Origin of the sequence: Streptomyces sp. NPDC058257, from assembly GCF_042881845.1 — a bacterium.
Classification (GTDB): Bacteria; Actinomycetota; Actinomycetes; order Streptomycetales; family Streptomycetaceae; genus Streptomyces.
In genome coordinates, this window is the sequence record NZ_JBHVXJ010000007.1 from 1 (window position 1) to 20165 (window position 20165).

The 20165-nt window shown below is 70.4% G+C and carries 18 protein-coding genes and 2 pseudogenes; 8 read left to right on the plus strand and 12 right to left on the minus strand.

Annotated features, from left to right (window positions below; all coding sequences use genetic code 11):
• Positions 1–67: 67 nt before the first annotated feature.
• On the minus strand, positions 68–2062 hold the full coding sequence (locus ACFVXC_RS18495; protein WP_389906483.1) for a maltotransferase domain-containing protein: 1995 nt from the start codon (positions 2060–2062) through the stop codon (positions 68–70).
• Positions 2063–2115: 53 nt separating this feature from the next.
• Positions 2116–2370 carry a DUF5133 domain-containing protein gene (locus tag ACFVXC_RS18500; RefSeq protein WP_389906484.1) on the minus strand — a complete coding sequence of 85 codons (255 nt, stop codon included), beginning with the start codon at positions 2368–2370 and terminating at the stop codon, positions 2116–2118.
• A gap of 232 nt (positions 2371–2602) precedes the next feature.
• Here ACFVXC_RS18500 and ACFVXC_RS18505 point away from each other — a divergent pair, with 232 nt between their 5' ends.
• Complete coding sequence (locus ACFVXC_RS18505; protein WP_389906485.1) at positions 2603–3142, plus strand: pep a2; 540 nt, start codon at positions 2603–2605, stop codon at positions 3140–3142.
• A gap of 70 nt (positions 3143–3212) precedes the next feature.
• On the plus strand, positions 3213–5330 hold the full coding sequence (gene glgX / locus ACFVXC_RS18510; protein ID WP_389906486.1) for a glycogen debranching protein GlgX: 2118 nt from the start codon (positions 3213–3215) through the stop codon (positions 5328–5330).
• Here the strand turns inward: glgX and ACFVXC_RS18515 are convergent, their stop codons facing one another.
• Positions 5331–7559, minus strand: coding sequence for an MMPL family transporter (locus ACFVXC_RS18515; RefSeq protein WP_389906487.1), 2229 nt, complete (start codon positions 7557–7559; stop codon positions 5331–5333).
• Between the two features lie 196 nt (positions 7560–7755).
• Here ACFVXC_RS18515 and ACFVXC_RS18520 point away from each other — a divergent pair, with 196 nt between their 5' ends.
• Positions 7756–8502, plus strand: coding sequence for a TetR/AcrR family transcriptional regulator (locus ACFVXC_RS18520; protein WP_389906488.1), 747 nt, complete (start codon positions 7756–7758; stop codon positions 8500–8502).
• Positions 8503–8518: 16 nt separating this feature from the next.
• A pseudogene (locus ACFVXC_RS18525) lies at positions 8519–8779 on the plus strand (hypothetical protein); the annotation flags it as partial.
• Positions 8780–8798: 19 nt separating this feature from the next.
• On the opposite strand, the gene ACFVXC_RS18530 reads toward ACFVXC_RS18525, so the two are convergent.
• Complete coding sequence (locus ACFVXC_RS18530; protein WP_383270185.1) at positions 8799–9020, minus strand: dodecin; 222 nt, start codon at positions 9018–9020, stop codon at positions 8799–8801.
• Between the two features lie 49 nt (positions 9021–9069).
• On the minus strand, positions 9070–9243 hold the full coding sequence (locus ACFVXC_RS18535) for a hypothetical protein (protein ID WP_389906951.1): 174 nt from the start codon (positions 9241–9243) through the stop codon (positions 9070–9072).
• Here ACFVXC_RS18535 and ACFVXC_RS18540 point away from each other — a divergent pair.
• Together ACFVXC_RS18540 and ACFVXC_RS18545 are read left to right on the plus strand one after the other, a co-directional pair.
• Positions 9232–9393: pseudogene (locus ACFVXC_RS18540) on the plus strand (hydrolase); the annotation flags it as partial. The gene ACFVXC_RS18535 and the pseudogene ACFVXC_RS18540 overlap by 12 nt on opposite strands.
• Positions 9394–9591: 198 nt before the next feature.
• Positions 9592–10845, plus strand: a complete 1254-nt coding sequence (locus tag ACFVXC_RS18545; RefSeq protein ID WP_389906907.1) for an extracellular solute-binding protein — start codon at positions 9592–9594, stop codon at positions 10843–10845.
• 16 nt (positions 10846–10861) lie between these two features.
• Here ACFVXC_RS18545 and egtD read toward each other — a convergent pair whose 3' ends face one another.
• From egtD to egtA, 4 genes are read right to left on the minus strand one after another with little or no spacing between them, the layout of a single operon-like run.
• A complete protein-coding gene (egtD, locus tag ACFVXC_RS18550; RefSeq protein WP_389906489.1) occupies positions 10862–11824 on the minus strand; it encodes an L-histidine N(alpha)-methyltransferase in 963 nt (320 codons plus the stop codon).
• The gene (egtC, locus tag ACFVXC_RS18555) at positions 11821–12576 is read right to left on the minus strand and encodes an ergothioneine biosynthesis protein EgtC (protein ID WP_389906490.1); all 756 of its coding nucleotides are present in this window, start codon (positions 12574–12576) and stop codon (positions 11821–11823) included. The genes egtD and egtC overlap by 4 nt, the downstream gene beginning before the upstream one ends.
• Positions 12576–13904: an ergothioneine biosynthesis protein EgtB gene (gene egtB / locus ACFVXC_RS18560; protein ID WP_389906491.1), complete on the minus strand. Its 1329-nt coding sequence runs from the start codon at positions 13902–13904 to the stop codon at positions 12576–12578. The genes egtC and egtB overlap by 1 nt, the downstream gene beginning before the upstream one ends.
• Positions 13901–15235 carry an ergothioneine biosynthesis glutamate--cysteine ligase EgtA gene (egtA, locus tag ACFVXC_RS18565; protein ID WP_389906492.1) on the minus strand — a complete coding sequence of 445 codons (1335 nt, stop codon included), beginning with the start codon at positions 15233–15235 and terminating at the stop codon, positions 13901–13903. Before egtA ends, egtB begins: the two co-directional genes overlap by 4 nt.
• A 246-nt stretch (positions 15236–15481) precedes the next feature.
• On the opposite strand from egtA, the gene ACFVXC_RS18570 reads away from it, so the two are divergent.
• On the plus strand, positions 15482–16450 hold the full coding sequence (locus tag ACFVXC_RS18570) for a TIGR02452 family protein (RefSeq protein WP_389906493.1): 969 nt from the start codon (positions 15482–15484) through the stop codon (positions 16448–16450).
• A gap of 79 nt (positions 16451–16529) precedes the next feature.
• Here ACFVXC_RS18570 and ACFVXC_RS18575 read toward each other — a convergent pair whose 3' ends face one another.
• Positions 16530–16982, minus strand: a complete 453-nt coding sequence (locus ACFVXC_RS18575) for a type II toxin-antitoxin system PemK/MazF family toxin (protein ID WP_389906494.1) — start codon at positions 16980–16982, stop codon at positions 16530–16532.
• An 83-nt stretch (positions 16983–17065) separates the two neighbouring features.
• Positions 17066–18472 (minus strand): amidase, encoded by a 1407-nt coding sequence (locus tag ACFVXC_RS18580; RefSeq protein ID WP_389906495.1) that lies wholly within the window; start codon positions 18470–18472, stop codon positions 17066–17068.
• Positions 18473–18653: 181 nt separating this feature from the next.
• Between ACFVXC_RS18580 and ACFVXC_RS18585 the strand changes: the two genes are divergently transcribed.
• Positions 18654–19703, plus strand: a complete 1050-nt coding sequence (locus ACFVXC_RS18585; protein WP_389906496.1) for a LacI family DNA-binding transcriptional regulator — start codon at positions 18654–18656, stop codon at positions 19701–19703.
• 65 nt (positions 19704–19768) lie between these two features.
• On the opposite strand, the gene trxA is transcribed toward ACFVXC_RS18585, so the two are convergent.
• Positions 19769–20158, minus strand: a complete 390-nt coding sequence (trxA, locus tag ACFVXC_RS18590) for a thioredoxin (RefSeq protein ID WP_389906497.1) — start codon at positions 20156–20158, stop codon at positions 19769–19771.
• Between the last annotated feature and the right edge of the window lie 7 nt (positions 20159–20165).

Here is a 20165-nt window from a genome sequence, read left to right on the forward strand (position 1 = left end):
AACCATTCGGGGTCGCGGTCCTTGGCGGGGGTGTCCTCGAAGGTGTCCTGGACGGGCTCATTGATGATCATGATGTGGGTGACCCTCCGATCAACACGTGCGAGCAGCCCGGACCAAGGCGTACGTAGTTGGTGCTGCCCCAGTGGTAGGTCTCGCCGGTGAGCTCGTCGCGCACCGGCACCGACTCGTGCCGTTCGAGGCCGAGTCGCGGCATGTCCAGCGAAACCGTGGCCTCCCGGACCTGATGCGGATCCAGGTTGGCGACGATCAGAACCGTGTCCTGGCCCTCGCGCTTGCTGTAGACGATGACCGCGTCGTTGTCGGACTGATGGAAATGCAGGTTCCTGAGCCGTTGCAAGGCAGGGTGATCGCGCCTGAGCCGATTGAGTGTGGTGATGAGGGGCGCGATGCCGGCGCCGGAGCGCTCGGCCGACTCCCAGTCGCGCGGCCTCAGTTGGTACTTCTCCGAGTCCAGGTAGTCCTCGCACCCCGCACGGACCGGGGTGTTCTCGCACAGCTCGTAACCGGCGTACATGCCCCAGCTCGGCGCGAGGGTGGCGGCAAGCACGGCCCGCACCTCGAAGGCGGCACGGCCGCCGTCCTGGAGATACGCGGGCAGGATGTCAGGCGTGTTCACGAAGAGGTTGGGGCGCAGGTACGCGGCGGTCTCGACGGAGAGCTCGGTCAGGTACTCGGTGAGCTCCTGCTTGGTGTTGCGCCAGGTGAAGTACGTGTAGGACTGCTGGAATCCGGCTTGGGCCAGGGCCCGCATGACGGGAGGCCGCGTGAAGGCCTCGGCCAGGAAGATGACGTCGGGGTCGGTGCGGTTGATGTCGTCGAGGACTTCCTGCCAGAAGGCGACGGGTTTGGTGTGCGGGTTGTCGACGCGGAAGATGCGTACGCCGTGGTCCATCCAGAACCGCAGCAGGCGTACGGTCTCGGCGATCAGGCCGGGCAGGTCGTGGTCGAAGGCCAGGGGGTAGATGTCCTGGTACTTCTTCGGGGGGTTCTCCGCGTAGGCGATGGTGCCGTCGGCGCGGTGCGCGAACCACTCGGGGTGTTTGTGCACCCAGGGGTGGTCGGGGGAGCACTGCAGGGCGAAGTCGAGGGCGACTTCGAGGTGCAGGTCGGTGGCGCGGCGGACGAAGGCGTCGAAGTCGTCCAGGGTGCCCAGGTCGGGGTGGATCGTGTCGTGGCCGCCCTGGGGGGAGCCGATGGCCCAGGGGACGCCGACGTCGTGCGGGCCGGGGGAGAGGGAGTTGTTGGGGCCCTTGCGGTAGGTGGTGCCGATGGGGTGGACGGGCGGGAGGTAGACGACGTCGAAGCCCATCGCGGCGATGGCCGGAAGCCGCTGTGAAGCGGTGCGAAACGTTCCCGACCGCGGGGGCTCGCCCTCGACTGCGACGGCACCCTCCGAGCGCGGGAAGAACTCGTACCAGGACCCGAACAGCGCCCGCTGCCGCTCCACGAGCAGCGGAAATTCCGGGGAGGGCGAGATCCGTTCCCGCAGGGGATGACGCGCGAGAACCGCGTCCACCTGCGGAGTCAGCGCGGCCTCCAGGCGTTCGACCGGGGACCGCAGCTCGTCCTGCAACGCGTTCGCGGCGGCGAGCAGCACCTGCCGCTCCGCTCCCTGAGGGGCTCCGCGTGCCGCTCGCTCGTACAGCAGCGCGCCCTCTTCGAGCATCAGCCCGGCGTCGATATCGGCCGGGACCTTGATCTCGGCGGAGTGCCGCCAGCCCTTCACGGGGTCCGTCCAGGCCTCCACGCGGTACGTCCACTGCCCCTCGACGTCCGGGGTCACGTCCGCACCCCAGCGATCGCTGCCGGGCGCAAGCTCGCGCATCGGCGTCCACGGCCCGGAGCGCCCCCGCGGGTCGCGCAGAACGACGTCGGCGCCGACCGCCAGCGAGCCCTCGGCGAAGACGGTGGCCGTGATCTGGAACGTCTCGCCGGAAACGGCCTTCGCCGGGCGGCGGCCGTGATCGACGACCGGCTGGACGTCCAGGACGGGCATGACGACGGTGGTGGGGACAGAGGTCGTCCCCGGAGCTGACGTCATCGGTCTCTCCTCCACCGAGTTCGAGTGCGGGCCGCTCCCGCGGGAGCCTGTCGTCACCGACCCCAAGGGCCCGGGGGTGTTGACGGTCGGCGCGTGGTTCGTGGGCGCAGGTAGAGCTCGGCCGCGTCGGCGGCGACCCGTGCTTTGCCCTCGCCCATCAGTGCGCACAGGCTGTACGCGGTTTCCTCGAAGCGCACCCGCACGGCACGGTCGGCGGGACGGGCGAGCAGCAGTCGCTCCCACGCCCGGTAGTCGCACAGCCGCCGTGCGACATCGGCCTTGGCAGGCAGCAGCACCACGCTGGTCACCCTCGTTCCGTGTCACGAAGATCAAGCCATATGACTCATGGTGCACGCGTGGGCACCCAGCGTCCTGTTGGGAGTTCAACCACCGGGGCGCCAGGGGTTCCTGTTGCGCAAATGGAGTAGTGCTCGCACGCTGAGACTGACCCAGAAGTGATAAGTGCTCACGTTCCGTGTTCGGGGCTCGGCCGCCAAGGCCGAGGAGGAGCGGGAGCTTCACCGAGAGGAGCCAGGAGCGATGAAATCCGCGATCCCTTGCTACTACCACCTCGACGTGGAGGTCAGCTCGGAGAGGATCGAGCAGATCAGGCGCATTCTGGCCGCGCATCTGCGGCACTGGGGTCTTGGGGTTCTCACCGAACCCGTCAGTCACTGCTCCGGAGTGCTGCTCCACGCGATCGAGGAGCACGGAGCGGACAAGGGGGCCGTCGTGGAGATGTGGTGGAACGGACAGCACCTCATCACCGCGGTGTCGGACAACAACCCCGACCTGCCGCAGCGGCACTACGGGCCGCAGGGCTGCCTGGCGCAGATCGCCGCGCTGAGCGACGGCTGGGGCAGTTGCCCGGCGACGAACGGCAAGATCATCTGGTTCTCGCGCCGCGTCCGGTCGGCCGAACCCGCCCGGCTGGCCCCCGCGACGCCCGCACCCAGCCTGCGTGAGGCACTGGAGGCACCGCGGGAGGAGCCCCGGGAGATCCCCGTACTCGTTCCCGTCCGCACGGACCCGGTCGAGGCGCACTCCCTGGCCGACGCGGCCGCCCCGGCGCCCGTGTGACCGCTCTGCCAGGCCTCACCAGGCCTCACCAGGCCCCGTAGGCCCCGTCCATCCGCAGGGAGGCAGTCGCGTGCGCACCTGGACCGGCGCCCCTTTCCCCCTGGGCGCCACATCCGACGGTGAAGGAACCAACTTCGCCCTGTTCAGCGAGGTGGCCGAGGGCGTCGACCTCGTGCTCGTCGATGACGACGGCACGCACCGGCGCGTGACGCTCTCGGAAGTCGACGGCTTCGTCTGGCACTGCTACCTGCCCGGGGTCGGCCCGGGCCAGCGCTACGGCTACCGGGTGCACGGTCCCTGGGACCCTGCCGCAGGTCACCGGTGCAACCCCGCCAAGCTGCTCCTCGACCCCTATGCCAAGGCCGTCGAGGGGCAGATGGACAACGACGCCGCTCTCTTCGAGCGCGCGGCGCGGGGGCCCGAACCGGCCGACAGCGCCGGGCACACCCCGCTCTCGGTGGTCACCGACCCGTTCTTCGCCTGGGAGGACGACAGGCCGCCGCGGCGGTCGTACGCCGAGACGGTGGTGTACGAGGCGCATGTGCGCGGCCTGACCCGCACACATCCCGGGGTCCCCGCCGAACTGCGGGGCACGTACGCGGGCCTTGCGACCGAGGCGGTCATCGACCACCTCACGTCGCTGGGAGTGACGGCGGTCGAGCTGATGCCGGTCCACCAGTACGTACAGGACGGATTCCTGCGTGATCGCGGGCTGTCCAACTACTGGGGCTACACCTCCATCGGCTTCTTCGCCCCGCACAACGCCTACGCGGCGCGCGGCTCCCGCGGCGAACAGGTCACCGAGTTCAAGTCGATGGTCAAGGCGCTCCACAAGGCGGGGCTCGAAGTGATCCTCGACGTGGTCTACAACCACACGGCGGAGGGCAACGAGAACGGCCCCACGCTCGCCTTCCGGGGTATCGACAACGCCTCGTACTACCGCCTCGCGGAAGGCGATCCGGCGCACTACTTCGACACCACGGGAACCGGCAACAGCCTGCTGATGCGGCACCCCAACGTCCTGCAACTGGTCATGGACTCGTTGCGGTACTGGGTCACCGAGATGCACGTCGACGGGTTCCGTTTCGATCTGGCGGCCACGCTGGCACGGCAGTTCCACGACGTCGACCGCCTTTCGGCCTTCTTCGACCTGGTCCAGCAGGATCCGGTGGTCAGCCGCGTCAAGCTCATCGCCGAGCCGTGGGACGTCGGCGACGGGGGATACCAGGTCGGCAACTTCCCGCCCCTCTGGTCGGAGTGGAACGGCAAGTACCGTGATTCTGTACGGGACTTCTGGCGCGGTGCCGATCACACGCTCGCCGAATTCGCCTCCCGTCTCACCGGCTCGTCCGACCTCTATCAGCACGACCGCCGACGCCCGCGCGCCAGCGTCAACTTCGTCACCGCGCACGACGGATTCACCCTGCGTGACCTGGTCTCGTACAACGACAAGCACAACGAGGCCAACGGTGAGGGCAACCAGGACGGTGAGAACGCGAACCGCTCATGGAACTGCGGAGTCGAGGGGCCCACCGCCGACGAGGGAATTCTTGAGCTCCGCGCACGCCAGCAGCGCAACTTCCTGGCCACCCTCATGTTCTCGCAGGGCATCCCGATGCTCGCCCACGGCGATGAGCTCGGCCGCACCCAGCACGGCAACAACAACGCCTACTGCCAGGACAGTGAGATCTCCTGGATCGACTGGGAACTCACCGACGAGCAGCGGGAGTTGGTCGACTTCACCCACCGTGCCATTGAACTGAGGGCAGCACACCCCGTGTTGCGAAGGCGCCGCTTCTTCCGGGGTGACACCGCGACACATGAGAGTCAGCCGATGCCCGACCTGGTGTGGCTGCGGCCCGACGCGCGCGAGATGACGGACGCGGACTGGCGGCGGCCCGACGCGCACGCCGTGGGCGTCTTCCTCAACGGCGACGCCATCGCGGAACCCGACGCCCATGGAGGGTCCGTGGTGGACGACTCGTTCCTGCTCCTGTTGAACAGCCACCGGGAGCCGGTCGTCTTCGATCTGCCGGACGCCGCGTACGGCGAACGCTGGACGACGCGGATCGACACCTCGGAACCCCGAGGTGTCGCCGACGAGGTGGAGCGCAAGGCGGACAGTGAGGTCTCCGTGGCGCCCCACAGTCTCCTCATGCTCTCCAGGCCTCCCGGAACCGCCAACTGATCACTGCGCCGACCGCACCCGCCTCTCCGGCGCGGGCTCCGCCGCTGCCTCGGACGCGGGGCCGCCTTCACTGAGGCCGAACCGCCCGTGGACCTTTCGCAGGAAGCCGGGCGCGTACCAGGCCGAGCGGCCCAGCAGGCGCATCGCGGCGGGTACGAGGATGCCGCGTACCGCCACGGCGTCGATCAGGATCGCGAGGCCACTGCCCAGGCCGAACATCTGCATGAAGCTCAGCTTGGCCGTTCCGAAGGCGAAGAAGCTGACCGCGAGCAGGCAGGCCGCCGCGGTGACGATGCGTCCGGTGTGCCCGAGGCCGTTGGTCACGGCGGACTCGTTGTCCTCGCCCAGGTCGTGGAGCTCCTTGATCCGGCTGGTGACGAACACCTCGTAGTCCATCGAGAGGCCGAAGGCGATGCAGAACATCAGCACCGTCATGGATACCTCCATGGGCTGGGCCGTGAAGCCGAGCAGGGAGGAGAGGTTGCCGTCCTGGAAGATCCAGGTCATGACGCCGAGGGTCGCCCCCAGGCTGATCATGTTGAGGAGCAGCGCACGCAGCGGCTGTACGACGCTGCCGGTGAACAGGAAGAGCAGGACGAAGGTGGTGAGGGCGACCAGGGCCACGGCGATGGGGAGCCGGTCGGCGATGGAGTCCTTGGAGTCGACCAGCTCGGCGTCCACTCCGCCCACCAGGGGCTGGGTCCCGGCAGGTGGGGCGACCGCCCGCACCTCCTTGACCAGGCTCTGGGCCTCGTCCGACTTCGGTGACAAGCTGCTCACCACGTTGATCTGCTGCGCCTCGGGGCGGGCGAGGGCTCTGTTGCCCGGGTCGGACGCCGTGGACCGTCCGCCGGTGTAGGTCCCCGCGCCGGTCTCGACGCGGATCACGCCATCGAGGCCGGACAGTTCACCGGCGTACGACTCCAGCGGAGCCTTGCTCACCGATGTGTCGATGACGACGTGGAGAGCGGCGTCGTCGCTGCCGTTGAACTTCTCCCGCAGCACGGACGAGACCTGGCGGCTCTCGGCGTTCTCGGGAAGTACGCGTTCGTCCGGTGTGCCGAACGTGATGCCGAGGAGCGGACTCGCCGCCAGGAGCAGGACCGCGAGCACGGGCAGCGCGGTGAGCGCGGGCCGCCGCATGACGGTGGCGGCGAGGCGTCCCCACAGGGGCGCCCGGGTGGTGGAGCGCCCACGGTTCGCCCACGGCAGCCGACCGCTGTTGATCCTGGTCCCCAGGGCGACGAACAGGGCCGGCATGACGAACAGGGTGCTGACGGCCGCGATGACGACGACACCGATGCCCGCATAGCCGAATGAGCGCAGGAAGTACTGCGGGAACACCAGGAGCGCCCCGAGCGCCGCCGCCACTGTCGCGGCGGAGAACGCGACCGTACGGCCCGCGGTGCTCACCGTCCGGCGGACAGCGTCCTCCACGGTCGCCCCTGCCGCGAGCTGCTCACGGAATCGGCTGACCATGAGCAGGGCGTAGTCGATGCCGAGACCGAGGCCCAGCGCCGTGGTCAGGTTGATCGCGAAGACGGACACGTCGGTGACGCTGCCGAGGACGAACAGTTCCGCGAACGTGCCCGCGATGGCGATCACGCCGATCACCAGCGGCAGCAGGGCCGCGACGACGCTGCCGAAGACGAGCAGGAGCAGCAGGAGGGTCAGCGGTACGGCGATGCCCTCGGCCAGCAGGAGATCCTCGCCGGACTGTGTGCCCATCTCGCTGGTGACGGCGCTGCCACCACCGGCCTGGATCGTGAGCGCGCCTTCGCGCGGTCCGGTGTAGGCGTCGATGACGCTCTTGGCGTTCTCGTCGCGCTCCGTGCCCTGCCCCTTCACATGGGCGAGCACCATGGCCTCGCGGCCGTCCTTGGAGCGGAGTTCGGGGCTCGCCGTGTCCCAGTACGAGATCAGGTTCTCGAGGTGCTGCTCCTTCTTGAGGTCGGTCACCAGGGCACGGCCGCTCTGCCGGGCGGCCGGGGTGTCGACGCGGCCTTCGTCGGTACGGACAAGCAGGACGAGGTTCGTCTCCCCGCCGAACTTCTCCTCGATGACCTTCCCGGCCCGGGTGGACTGGGATGCCGGGTCGTCGTAGCCGCCTCCCAGCAACTTGCCGAACGCGCCGGCGCCCAGGACACCCATGAGGGCCACAGCCACCGCGGTGGCGATGAGTATCAGCCGGGACCGGCGAATCGCCAGTTCGGCTATGCGTTCAAACACGCACTTTCTCCTTTGATGTCCATACGGTGAAAACGTCGCTGAACGGCCGGAGTTGACCAGTGGGGGCCGGCGGGAGCGACGTTAGTGAGGAGACAGAGAATTTGGCAGTGTTAGATTTTCTTCACACCCCACACCTCGGGGTGGCCCACAGGAGCGACCGTCGTACGGTCCCCGCAAGCCCGCAGAGGAACTCGCCATGGCCACGCCCACCTTGCGCCAGCGACGCCGTGCCGCGGCCACGCAGGAGATCCTGGACGCCGCCGAGCGCCACATCACCGAACACGGACCCGCCGCTCTGTCCCTGCGAGCGGTCGCCCGCGACCTCGGAATGACCGTGCAGGCGCTCTACCACTACTTTCCGAGCCGGGACGCCCTTGTCACGGCGCTCGTCACCAAGGCGTACGACGACCAGGCCGCCGCCGTGCAGGCTGCCGTCGACACCGCGGCGGACGACCCGGACCTGCCGGGTCTGGTGGTAGCGGCCGAGGGCTACCGTCGCTGGGCCATCGCCCACCCCGAGCACTTCCAGCTCCTGTACGGAACGCCGCTGCGGGACTACTCGGCCCCGGTCGACGGGCCGACCACCCAGGCGTCGCGACGGATGAGCGCGATCTTCGAGCGCGAGCTGTTCGACGGGTTCACCGAGGCCCAACTCGCCGCCGCCGACGCCCCCGTGCTCTCGCCCTCACTGCGGGCATACCTGGAACAGCTGCCGCACTACGGTCTGGGACATCTGCCGCCCCCCGCGACAGCTCTCCTGATGAGCGGGTGGGGACACCTGCACGGCCTCGTCGTCCTGGAGGTGTTCGGACACACCTCTTTCCTCGGTGACCATCAGGCCGAGATCTTCCGCATGGCCATGCGGAACCTGCTCGAGGACGTCCACCGCCGGATCCCGCCGGTGGTGGAGTCCCCACGGGAAGTGCCTACGCCGGGCGCGTGACGGCGACAGCAGGCCGCTGGCCCTCTTCGACCAGGACGGCACTCCCGCGGGCCCCGCGTATCGGCAGGGCTTCCTGGAGCGCGAGCCGCGCGACCGGGGCGCGTTCTTCGCGGCTGCTCCGCACGATCCGCCCCTGGAACAGGGCGTGGCTCCGGCCCGGGAGAGTGCGGGGCCGGTGTGCGACGAGGCCGAGCGGGCGGGCCGCACGGTCGTACGGGCGCGCTGGGCGGGCGCGTCCGCCGCGCTGAAGGACGCTCAGGAGCACGAGGGGCGGACGTGGCCGCTCGGCGGTGGAGTCAGGCGCTGTCGCCGTCCTCAAGGCGGAAGCCGACCTTCAGGCCCACCTGGTAGTGCTCGATCTCGCCGTTCTCGATGTGGCCGCGCACCTGGGTGACCTCGAACCAATCGAGCGAACGCAGCGTCTGCGAGGCGCGGGCGATGCCGTTGCGGATGGCCTCGTCGACGCCCTCGTGCGAGGTGCCGACGATTTCGGTGACCCGATAGGTGTGGTCGGTCATGAGGGTGTTCCTCTCCGCCGTGTGGTGACCTGACAACTGTGAGGTGACGTCACTCCACCGTGCCCCACCACGCGGCGGTGCGCGAGGCGGTGGGCGCGGGGTGTTCGGCGGCACCGTCCAGTTCGAGCCGCGAGACGATGCGGTGGCGGTCGCCGCGGTAGAGCGGGCGCACGTACTCGACGGGACGGTCCTCGGCGTCCGTGGTGATCGCCTGGCCGGGCAATCGAGCTCGACTCCGCGCGCCTACGGCCAACAGATCGACTACGTCCTGCACGTCAAGGATCAGGTTCTCACCCCGGACGCGGTAAAGGCGCAGGTCAGCGCCGCCCGCAGCGAAGGTATCACGTTCAAGGACACCGTCCCGGGCAGCTGAATCCTCGCCTGATCCCTCATCAGGGACCGGTACCGGAATCCTTGAATCCGGTGCCGGTCCCCTCTTGACCGGCTCATTGGTACAGACCAAACTCCCAGCCATACCCGTTCGAGCTGAGAGCTCACCCCCCACGTCGGGCCGACCCTCCCTGTCCGCAGGAAGAAAGTGACCCACGTGAAACCGCGCCGCCGTGTCGCCATGTCCTTGACCCTCACCCTCGCCGCCACCGCACTGCTTCCCGGCTGCGGTGTCCTGCCGGGCGCGGGGGAGGAGAAGCGGACCGTGAGCGTGTGGCTCATGCGGGGCAGCGCGTCGGCGGAGTTCATCGAGCGCTTCACGACGGACTTCGAGAAGCAGAACAGCGGCATCGACCTTCAGATACACCTCCAGGAGTGGACCGGCATCGGCGGCAAGGTCAAGGCCGCGCTCAAGGACGAGAACGGACCCGATGTCATCGAGGTCGGCAATACGCAGGTCGCCCAGTACGTCGACGAGGGCGGGCTCTACGACCTCACCCTGGAGTCCGCGCGCGACCTCGGCATGAAGGACTGGCTGCCGGGCCTCGCCGAGCCGGGCCGGTACAACGGCAGTCAGTACGGCATTCCTTGGTACGCCGCCAACCGCGTGGTCATCTACAACAAGGACCTTTTCGAGCGGGCCGGGATCGAGCAGCCGCCGAAGACGCGCGCACAGTGGATCGCCGATACCCAGCGGCTCGACGCCGGCACCGACCAGGGGATCTACCTGGCGGGCCAGGACTGGTACACCCTGGCCGGGTTCATCTGGGACGAGGGCGGCGATCTTGCCACGGAGGCCAAGGGGTCGCGAGGCGTGTGGGAGGGCAGCCTGGACACGCCCGACGCCCTGCGCGGCATGGAGTTCTACCAGGAGCTGCAGGCGCTGGGCGAGGGGCCCCGGGACGCCGACGAGGAGCATCCGCCGCAGGCCGGGGTGTTCGCCAAGGGGGACGTGGCGCAGATCGTCGCCGTGCCGGGGACGGCGCGGGCCATCGAGGAGAAGAACCCCGAACTGAAGGGGAAGCTCGGCTTCTTCCCGGTCCCGGGCAAGACGGCGGCGAAGCCGGGCGCCGTCTTCACCGGCGGATCCGACCTCGTCGTGCGCGGGAAGACCGAGGACCGCAAGAGCGCGGTCGCGGTGATCGAGGCTCTCGTGAGCAAGAAGTGGCAGAAGGACCTGGCCCGGACCATGAACTACGTGCCGAACAAGACGACTCTGGCCTCGCTCGTCTCGGACGAGGAAGGGGTCGCCGCGATGGCCGAGGGCGCCGCGCGTGGCCGTGCGACGCCGAACTCGCCGAGGTGGGCCGAGGTGGAGGCGGACAACCCGATCAAGAAGTACATGTCGAAGGTCCTCGACGGGGGTGACCCGGCGACGGAGGCGAAGGCGGCCTCGCGCCGGATCACCCGGGAACTGGACGTCCGCGGGTCGTGAGGGGCTTCGTGCGGGGCTAGCGCGCCACGCTGAGCGACAGCGCGAAGCGCGCCCTCTCGTCCGTCCACCAGTGGGTCAGCTTCAGGTCCGCCGACGACAGATCGGACCGCACCCCCTCCTCCCGGAACTTCGCCGAGATCTCGGTGCGCATCTCCTCGTGGCGGTCGAAGTCGACCGCCAGATCGAGCGCCGGGATCTTCACCGTCTGGGCGGCCAGGGAGCGCAGGCGCATCTCGATCCACTCGTGCTCGCGGTCCCAGACGGCCACGTGCGAGAACGCGTCGGGGTCGAAGTCCGCGCCCAGCTCGCGGTTGATCACGGCCAGGACGTTCTTGTTGAAGGAGGCCGTGACGCCCGACCCGTCGTCGTACGCCGAGACGAGCACCGACTCCTCCTTGACCAGGTCGGTGCCGAGCAGCAGCGCGTCACCGGGCGAGAGCAGAGTGCGCACCGACGTCAGGAACGCCGAACGCTCCGACGGAAGGAGGTTGCCGATCGTGCCGCCAAGGAAGGCGACGAGACGCGGGCCCGGTGTGCCCGGCAGGGCCAGGCCGCGGGTGAAGTCGGCGATCAGGGCGTGCACGTTCAGGGAGGGGCGCGAGGCGAGCAGGGTGTTCGCGGCGCCGGTGAGCGCGCTCTCGCTCACGTCCACGGGGACGTACGTGTGCAGGTCGGGAAGCGCGTCGATCAGGTGGCGGGTCTTCTCCGACGATCCCGAGCCCAGCTCGATCAGCGTGCGTGCGCCCGTCACCCCGGCGATCTCCGCGGCGCGGGTCTGGAGGATCTCGCGCTCGGCGCGCGTGGGGTAGTACTCCGGCAGCGTGGTGATCTCGTCGAAGAGCGCGCTGCCCCGCGCGTCGTAGAACCACTTGGGCGGCAGTGTCTTGGGCGAGTTGGTGAGGCCCTGCAGGACGTCGGCGCGCAGGGCCGCGCCGGTGGCGTCCAAGGGCAGGGTGCGGGTCAGCTGGAACGGGCTCACGCGGTGGGCTCCTTGAGCGGGGTCAGCAGAACGTCGGTACGGCTGGCGGCGAGCAGCGTGTGGTCGGGCACCTGGTGCCAGTGCGGATCGTCGTCGTAGGGCTCGGAGGCCACGACGGTGCGGCGGCCCGGTTCGGTGAGATACCAGAGGGTGTCGCCCCAGGCGGTCGCCACGATCGTCTCGCCGTTGGTGAGCAGGAGGTTGAGGCGCGATCCGGGAGCCGCCTGAGCGACCTCCGTCACGGTGTCCGCGAGGGCCTGGCCCTCGTCGTCGCCGTTGCGCAGCCGGTGCAGGACGAGCGCCCACACCAGCGCGGAGTCGCAGCGCGCCTCCAAGGACAGAAGCTCGGCGGGCGGAAGCAGCCGGGCCACGGAGGCGAGCGACCGGGGCCAGCCCGTGATCGCGCCGTTGTGGCTGAAGAGCCAGGTCCCGGCGGCGAACGGCGCCGCCGCCGCTTCCCCGTCCGCGCCCGCCTCGGTCGCGTCGCGCACGGCGGCGAGCAGGGCCCCGGACCTGACGACGCGGGCGAGGTCCGCGAAGGACTGGTCGCCCCAGATCGGCCCGGAGCGGCGGTAGCGCGCGGGCACTGGGTCGCCGTCGGCGTACCAGCCCACTCCGAACCCATCGGCGTTGACCGTGCCGTAGCGCTGCTGCCGCGGGGCCCAGGACTGTCGGAACAGGCTGTGCGCGGGGTTCACGAGGAGCTTCCCGAGGGGCTCGTCGGGTCCCAGGAAGGCCAGATGACGGCACATCAGGCGGCCTCCGTCGCGTCCGCGTCGCGCGCGGTGCGGAAGCCGGAGAAGATCTGCCGCCGCATGGGGTGGTCCCAGTTGCGGAACGTACCCCGGCAGGCCACCTCGTCCACGGAGAAGGCACCGCCGCGCAGCACCTTGTAGTCCCCGCCGAAGAAGACGTCCGAGTACTCGCGGTAGGGGAAGGCGGCGAACCCCGGATAGGGCAGGAAGTCGCTCGACGTCCACTCCCATACGTCGCCGATCAACTGGCGTACACCGAGCGGCGACTCACCGGCCGGATAGCTGCCGACGGGAGCGGGGCGGAGATGGCGCTGGCCCAGGTTGGCACGCTCGGGGGTGGGATCCGCGTCGCCCCACGGGTAGCGCGTCGAGCGGTCGCTCGCCGGGTCGTGCCGGGCGGCCTTCTCCCACTCCTCCTCGCTGGGCAGGCGCCGGCCCGCCCAGCGGGCGTACGCGTCGGCCTCGTACCAACTGACGTGCAGGACCGGCTCGTCGGGCGGTACGACCTCGACGGTGCCGAAGTGGCGGCGCAGCCACTGGCCGTCTTCCCGGCGCCAGAAGAGCGGTGCCGAGAGTTCGCCCCCGCGGACCATGTCCCAGCCCGCCGGGGTCCACCACCGCTGCTGCGCATAGCCGCCGTCGGCGATGAAGCGCTGGAAGCCGGCGTTGGTCACCGGCGTCGTGTCGATGTAGAACGGCGGGACCAGACGGTGGTGAGCCGGACGTTCGTTGTCGAGCGCCCACGGCTCGGTGGACGTGCCCATCGTGAACGGGCCGCCCGGCACGAGGACTTCGTCCGGTCCGTCGAACGGCGGCGCGGGCTCCGGGTCCGGCGCGGTGAGCGCGGTGGCACCAGAGCGCAGCTGATGGGTGATCAGCATCGTTTCGTCGTGCTGCTGTTCGTGCTGTGCGATCATGCCGAACGCGAACCCCGCGTCGGTCAGCGGCGAACCGTGGAACGGTGTGCGTTCCAGGACGTCGAGGGCGCGCCCGCGCACCTCGGAGGCGTAGCGGCGCGCCTGCGCGGGCGCGAGCAGCGGCAGGCTCGGGCGCTCGGAGCGGGGGTGCTCGAAGGCGTCGTACAGGCCGTCGATCTCGGGTCGCATGGCGTCACGGCCCGCCACCGCCCGCAGCAGCCACAGCTCTTCCTGGTTGCCTATGTGCGCGAGGTCCCAGACCAGCGGGGACATCAACGGCGAGTGCTGCGCGGTCAGTTCGGGTTCTTCGACGCATGAGGTGAGGAGCGAGGTGCGGTCCCGGGCGGCGAGGAGCGCCGCCATGGCGCGCTGCCGAAGCGCATCGGGGTCGCTGACGGTTCCGGTCATCGGAGGATGCCCTTCTCGTGCTCGTGGTCGTAGTGGTGGCCTTCCCTGTGCCCGTCGAGCAGATCGTCGGCCGGGCAGCGGCCCCGCGCGACATACCGCTCGGCGTACGCGGCGACCACTCTTTGCACCTCGGTGCTCGCGCCCATCCGGGGCAGCGCCTCGGCCGCCGCGGCGAAACAGGCGGTGGCGGCCTCGCGAAGCTCCGGGTCGGCGAGCCCGTGCCGCGCCGCGTCCAGCCACAGCGGGCTGCGCGGCGCCGCGGGCGCGCCGGGCGGGCACGCGCGCTCGGCCAGCGGCTTCAGGGTGCGGTAGGCGGTCTCGGCCGCCTGCGGGTCGTCGAACAGCGCGCTCGTCACGGCGAGCGGCACGATCCAGCCGTCCGCGCCCGGCTGCGCGTCGACCATCCGCATCTCCAGGTGGCCGCGCGGGCGTACGGGCGGGAAGAGGGTGGTCAGGTGGTATTCGAGGTCTTCGCGGGTCGGCGGGCGAGGCGCGCCGGAGCGGGCCCAGGCGCGGAAGGTCAGCCCCTCCGGAACGGCCCAGGACGCTTCGTTCCCGTCGCCCTCCGCCCTGATGAACATCACCGGCGCGTCCATCACGTGCCGCGTCCAGGCCGCCCGTGGCTCCGTGTCGAGCGGGGGCGCGCCGGACGTGCCCGGATCGATCGACGCCCACACGGCCTGCCGCGTGGAGCGCCAGCCGGTGGAGCGCCCGTCCTGGACCGGCGAGTTGGCGAACACGGCGACCAGTACGGCGCCGAGCAGATGCGCGAGCCGCCACCGTCTGCCGTAGCCGAGCGGGCCCGGCTCCTCGTGCCCCGCGTCCAGACAGATCTGCACGGAAGCGGTGGAGCACATCATGCGGCGGCCCGCGGGGCCCGCGCGGTCGAGATAGCTCTCCATCGCGTCGTAGCGAGGCCTGTGCAGGATGCGCGACGGCGGACGCCAGGGATCGGCACCGAGTCCGGTGAGCGTCAGATTCAGGGTGGCGAGGCGATCGCGTACGAGAGCGAGATCGGCCGATACGTCGGACACGCACTCCATGAGCGAGGCGGCGGGGAGCGAGCTGAGCTCCAGCTGGCCGCCTGGTTCGACGGTGATCAGGGAGTGCAGGGGCAGGGCCCGCAGAGCGGTGTAGGCCGCTTCGAGGCGGGCGGGGGACACGGGCAGATGGAGCCGGTGCGGCTCGTGGATCAGCCATTCCAGTTCGACACCGGTGATGCGGGGTGGTCCGGTCTTGAAGCAGATGCCGGTGACCAGCGCCTCCGCCTCGGACTCGGATACCGCGGTGCCGTACTTCGCGCGGTACTTCGTACAGTCACCCTCGGACATGCAGAGGTCCTCCTGTTCAAGTTCTGCCTGGTCCAGCGGTTGCGGACCGTCCGGTCAACTCGATATGGGGTTGACCGAGTTGGCAGCGCTCGTCCTACCCAAGACCTTGTCAGCCGTTCGCACAAGAGTGCCCCTGGGCCCACGCTCATGCCAGGGAATTCTGTTGCGGCGGATGTCGGGAAGAGCTCACGATGCGTTCATGTGTGAGACGGGGGACGGGACAGAGTCCGACGTGGAGGAGCGAGCATGAGTGCGCGACTGCGTGGCATCGCGCAGCAGACCGAGGAGATCGTGGCGGCAGGGTGGTATGCCGCTCCGGGTGGCCGCGATGTGGTGATCGCGGATGCGGTGGACGCCGCGCGCTCCGGCACGCGGATGTTCGGTCCGGCGGCCCTTGACGTGACGGTCGTGAGGGACGTGACGCCGCCCGAGCTGAGCTCAACGGTAGTCGAGGTCAGCGGAGAGAGCAGCTTGGAGGCCGCGCACCGGCTCACGGCCGCGGACCCGGGCCCCGTGGCCGTCCTGAACTTCTCCTCCGCGCGCAATCCCGGCGGCGGCTATCTGAACGGCGCCCAGGCGCAGGAAGAGGCGCTGTGCCGCGCCTCGGCGCTGTATACATGTGTGCGCTCGGCCCGTGACTTCTACGACCACCATCGTGCCCACCGCGACCCTTTCTACAGCGACCGGGTGATCCACTCCCCGGCCGTGCCGGTCTTCCGCGACGACAAGGGGCGGCTGCTCGACGAGGCGTACGAGGTGGGCTTCCTGACCTCGGCCGCACCGAACGCGGGAGTCGTCCTGCGGCAGACCCCGGAGCGCGCCGGGCACCTGCCGGCCGCCCTCGCCGGGCGGGCGGAACGGGTTCTGGAGACCGCCGCTGCCTGTGGCTACCGGCGGCTCGTGCTCGGCGCGTGGGGCTGCGGGGTCTTCCAGAACGATCCCGCGCAGGTGGCGGGCGCGTTCCGGGCGCTGCTCGACGAAGGCGGCCGGTTCCACGGGTACTTCGCGCACACCGTCTTCGGGGTGCTCGACCGCACGCGCGGCGCGGTGACGCGGGCCGCCTTCGACGAGGCGTTCGGCGCGGGGTTCAGGGGCCGATCAGTACCCAGTGGCATGCCCCTGCCCCAAGGGCTGTCCCGTAATCCCCGGCGGGCGCACGACGACAGCTACGGCGCCTCGCCGCGTTGTCGCAACGCCCGAATACGCCCAGTATGAGGACGCTCCTCCGCCTTGCGGCGCACCGCATCTGACGACGCGCGCTGATCCACCGGGGATCACGGGACAGCCCTAGCGGTCAGCGCCAGCCGTAGCGCTCCTGAAGCCGCCGCACGACCAGGTTGAACCGCATCCGGTCGAGCGCGCACGCCTCGCGGCGCATGCCCTCGTCGTGCACCCGGAGCACCCGGTCGATGTCGACCCAGGAGTCGCGGCCCTCGCGGTCCCAGGGACCACTGCCGATCGGCACCCTTTCGTTCGCGTGCTGCTTGGTGGAGAGCTGCACGGCGAGCAGCGTGCCGCGCGCCTCGCGGGCGACGACGAGGACGGGACGGTCCTTGCCGCGCCCGTCGTTCTCCTCGTAGGGAACCCACGTCCAGACGATCTCGCCGGGGTCGGGATCGCCGTCGTGTGCGGGTGCGTACGTCGTCTGGACCTGGCCGACCTCACGCGGCTCGGCCTCGGTGGTCGCGGTGCGGCCCGTGCGGCCCGGGTGCGCGGTCGTCTGCGGGTCATCGGTGTTGGCAGTCACGCGGGCCACCGTAGATCCTTTCCGGCCCAACCCGCGGGGCGGGTCCGCCTGCTGGTCCGCGGGGTCGGGTTACGTGCCGCGCTTCACGCGGCCGCCGTCGGCCACCGTTCGTACCAGCGCTGATCCGCCTCCAACTGGGCTGCCAGCGATATCAGGCGCGGCTCGCTGCCCGCGGGTCCCAGCAGCTGGGCGCCGACCGGCAGGCCTCCGGACACCTGTCCCGCGGGAACGTTGACGCCGGGCCAGCCAAGGACGTTCCACGTCCACGCGTAGGGGCAGGCGGCGATCATCGCCCGGTCGGTGCGCCAGCCGCTGAGGGCGGCCATGGTGCCGATGCGGGGTGGGGGAGTGGCGGTGGTGGGGGTGAGGACTACGTCGTACGTCGAGAAGATCTCACCGACACGGCGGTGCAGTACGGCTTCGGCGCGGCGGGACAGGCGCAGCGGGGCGCCGCCGAGGAGGTGCCCCATACGGGCCGCCTCCTTGGTCCGCGGGTCGAGCAGGTGCGGGTCGGGGACCTCACGGGCCCATTCGGTGATGCCGGCCGTCGCGCGCGGCAGGAAGCCGAGGCCGATCTGGCCGTAGCGCGGGTCGGCCTCCTCGACGTCGTGTCCGAGCGCGGCGAGCCGGTCCGCGAGGACGATGACCTTCCGGCGCACCACGGGATGCAGGCGCTTGGGGGTCGCGGTGAACGGCATGCGCAGGGAGAGGGCTATCCGCAGCCGTCCCGGTTCGCGGGTGGCCGCCTCCGAGGCGCGGATGGCGGGCGGCTTGTGCAGGTCCCCGCTGTGACTGCCGCTCGCCGCGTCGAGCAGCAGGGCCGCGTCGGCGACGGTCCTCGCGAGCGGGCCGTTGACGGTGATGCCGTTGAAGGACTCGGGCCAGGGCCACGTCGATATGCGGCCCCGCTGCGGCTTGATCCCGACCAGATGGGTCCAGGCGGCTGGGATGCGCACCGAGCCCGCGCCGTCCGAGCCAAGGGCGGCGGGGACGAGCCCCGCCGCCACCGCGGCCGCCGACCCGCCCGACGAGCCGCCGGGGGTGTGCCCCGTATGCCACGGATTGCGGGTGTCACCGAACCCGGGCCCTTCCGTGAAAGGCCACTGCCCCAGCTCACATGTGTTGGTCTTGCCGATGATCACGGCCCCGGCCGCCCGCAGCCGGCGTACCGACTCGGCGTCCTGCTCCTTCGGCGGGAAGTCGCCACGGCAGCCGAACGCGGTCGGTTCGCCCGCCACGTCCGTGTCGTCCTTCACGGCGAGCGGCACCCCCAGCAGCGGCCGCCCCGCCCCGCCGGACGCCAGCTCCCGGTCGGCGGCGTCCGCCTCGGCGAGCGCGGCCTCGGCGCGCACCAGCTTGAAGGCGTTGAGCACGGGCTGCGAGGCCTCGATCCGCGCCAGCGTGCGCTCCGTCAGCGCGCGTGAGGACACTTCTCCGGCGGCCAGCGCGCGGGCGGTGCGCGCGAGGCCGTCGGCACGGTCGGCAGTCATGTGGGGGCACCTTTGATCGACGGGCAGGTGCACGCACGCTAACCGGCACGGAAGGAACGCGGTACGAGGGAAGGGCAGTTCGCGCCGCGCAGGGCGGCCGGGAGTGCTCCGACGCGGGTCAGGGGCGCCCCGGCGCCCGCCGGGGAGCGCCCCCGCGCCGTCTGGAAGGATGAGCCCCGCCATGGCGCAGATACCGAACAAGACCGCACAGCAGCCCGAGCAGCCCGAGCAGCACTCCGTGCCGACGAGCGCCGACGTGGCGCGTCTGGCGGGGGTCTCGCGCGCGACCGTCTCGTACGTCCTGAACAACACGAGCGCCGTCCGTATCAGCGAGCCCACCCGCCGCCGCGTCCACGAGGCGGCCAAGGAGCTCGGGTACGTCCCGCACGCCGCGGCCCGCAGCCTGCGTGCCGGGCATACCCGTGTCGTCCTGATGCCCACGCCGCAGATCCCGGCGGGCCCGCTCTTCAGCGAGTTCTTCAACGAACTCCAGTGGGCGCTCAGCCGGTTCGACTACACCGTCGTGCAGTACGGCAGCCTCGGTCTGACCGGCGAGGACGCGGCCCGCGCCTGGGCCGAGCTGCGCCCGGTGGCCGTCCTCGCCCCCGACGCGCTGGGGCTCGGCGCGCGCGGAGTGAGCGTCCTGAAGCGGTCAGGTGCCAAGGCCGTCTTCACACTGGGCCCGCAGCGGGCCGAGGGCGCCCACGCGCTGCTCATGGACCAGCGGCTGGTGGGTGACCGCGCCGCGGCGCACCTTCTGGAGCGCGGCTGTCGGCACATCGGCGTCGTGATTCCCGAGGAACGGGGCCTTGAGCCCTTCGCGCGCCCGCGGGCCGAGGGAATTCGCCGCGCACTCGCCCGGCACGGCCAGGACGCCATGATGACCGAGCTGCCCCTGGCCTACGACGAGGAGTCGGCGGCCCGCCTCGCGGCACGCTGGCGCACGCTGGGCGTCGACGGGGTGTTCACGTACAACGACGAGTACGCGATGCTGCTGATGCGGGCGCTGCAGGACGAAGGCATCGCCGTCCCCGAGGGGACGGCGATGATCGGCGCCGACGACTTGATGCTCGGCAGGCTCCTGCGGCCGCGGCTCAGCACGGTCCGCATCGAGCTGCCGTCGGGTCAGAAACTCGCGGAGCTCGTCGACCGGGTCGTGCGTGACCCGGGCATGGAGCCCGAGGTGCACGACGTGCTCGGTGCGACGGCGGTGCACCGCGAGTCCAGCTGACCCTTCTGTTCAGAGGGCTTCTCTGCTTTCTCTGCTCAGGGGTCTTCCGCGTGGTGCCGTCTTCCTTACTGCTCCTGCGCCTGAGCCTTGGCCTGCTCCTCGGCGACGGACTTGCGGACCTCGTCCATGTCCAGCTGCCTGGCCTGCCCGATGACGTCCTCCAGGGCGGCCTCCGGCAGCGCGCCGGGCTGTGCGAACACGGCCACCTGGTCGCGGACGATCATCAGCGTCGGGATCGACTGGATGCCGAAGGCCTGAGCGAGCTCAGGCTGCGCCTCCGTGTCCACCTTGCCGAAGACCATGTCGGGATTGCCTTCGGCGGCCTTCTCGTAGACGGGCGCGAACGACTTGCACGGACCGCACCACTCCGCCCAGAAGTCGATCAGGACGAATTCGTTGTCCGTGACCGTCTGGTCGAAGTTTTCCTTGGTGAGCTCCACAGTCGTGCTGCTCATGGTGTTA

Coding starts and splice junctions, on each gene's coding strand:
- egtC (WP_389906490.1), bottom strand. CDS start 12,576: ATGTGCCGTCATCTGGCCTTCCTGGGACCCGACGAGCCCCTCGGGAAG.
- trxA (WP_389906497.1), bottom strand. CDS start 20,158: ATGAGCAGCACGACTGTGGAGCTCACCAAGGAAAACTTCGACCAGACG.
- ACFVXC_RS18505 (WP_389906485.1), top strand. CDS start 2,603: ATGAAATCCGCGATCCCTTGCTACTACCACCTCGACGTGGAGGTCAGC.
- ACFVXC_RS18530 (WP_383270185.1), bottom strand. CDS start 9,020: ATGACCGACCACACCTATCGGGTCACCGAAATCGTCGGCACCTCGCAC.
- ACFVXC_RS18520 (WP_389906488.1), top strand. CDS start 7,756: ATGGCCACGCCCACCTTGCGCCAGCGACGCCGTGCCGCGGCCACGCAG.
- egtA (WP_389906492.1), bottom strand. CDS start 15,235: ATGTCCGAGGGTGACTGTACGAAGTACCGCGCGAAGTACGGCACCGCG.
- ACFVXC_RS18570 (WP_389906493.1), top strand. CDS start 15,482: ATGAGTGCGCGACTGCGTGGCATCGCGCAGCAGACCGAGGAGATCGTG.
- ACFVXC_RS18580 (WP_389906495.1), bottom strand. CDS start 18,472: ATGACTGCCGACCGTGCCGACGGCCTCGCGCGCACCGCCCGCGCGCTG.
- ACFVXC_RS18545 (WP_389906907.1), top strand. CDS start 9,592: ATGTCCTTGACCCTCACCCTCGCCGCCACCGCACTGCTTCCCGGCTGC.
- ACFVXC_RS18495 (WP_389906483.1), bottom strand. CDS start 2,062: ATGACGTCAGCTCCGGGGACGACCTCTGTCCCCACCACCGTCGTCATG.
- ACFVXC_RS18585 (WP_389906496.1), top strand. CDS start 18,654: ATGGCGCAGATACCGAACAAGACCGCACAGCAGCCCGAGCAGCCCGAG.
- egtB (WP_389906491.1), bottom strand. CDS start 13,904: ATGACCGGAACCGTCAGCGACCCCGATGCGCTTCGGCAGCGCGCCATG.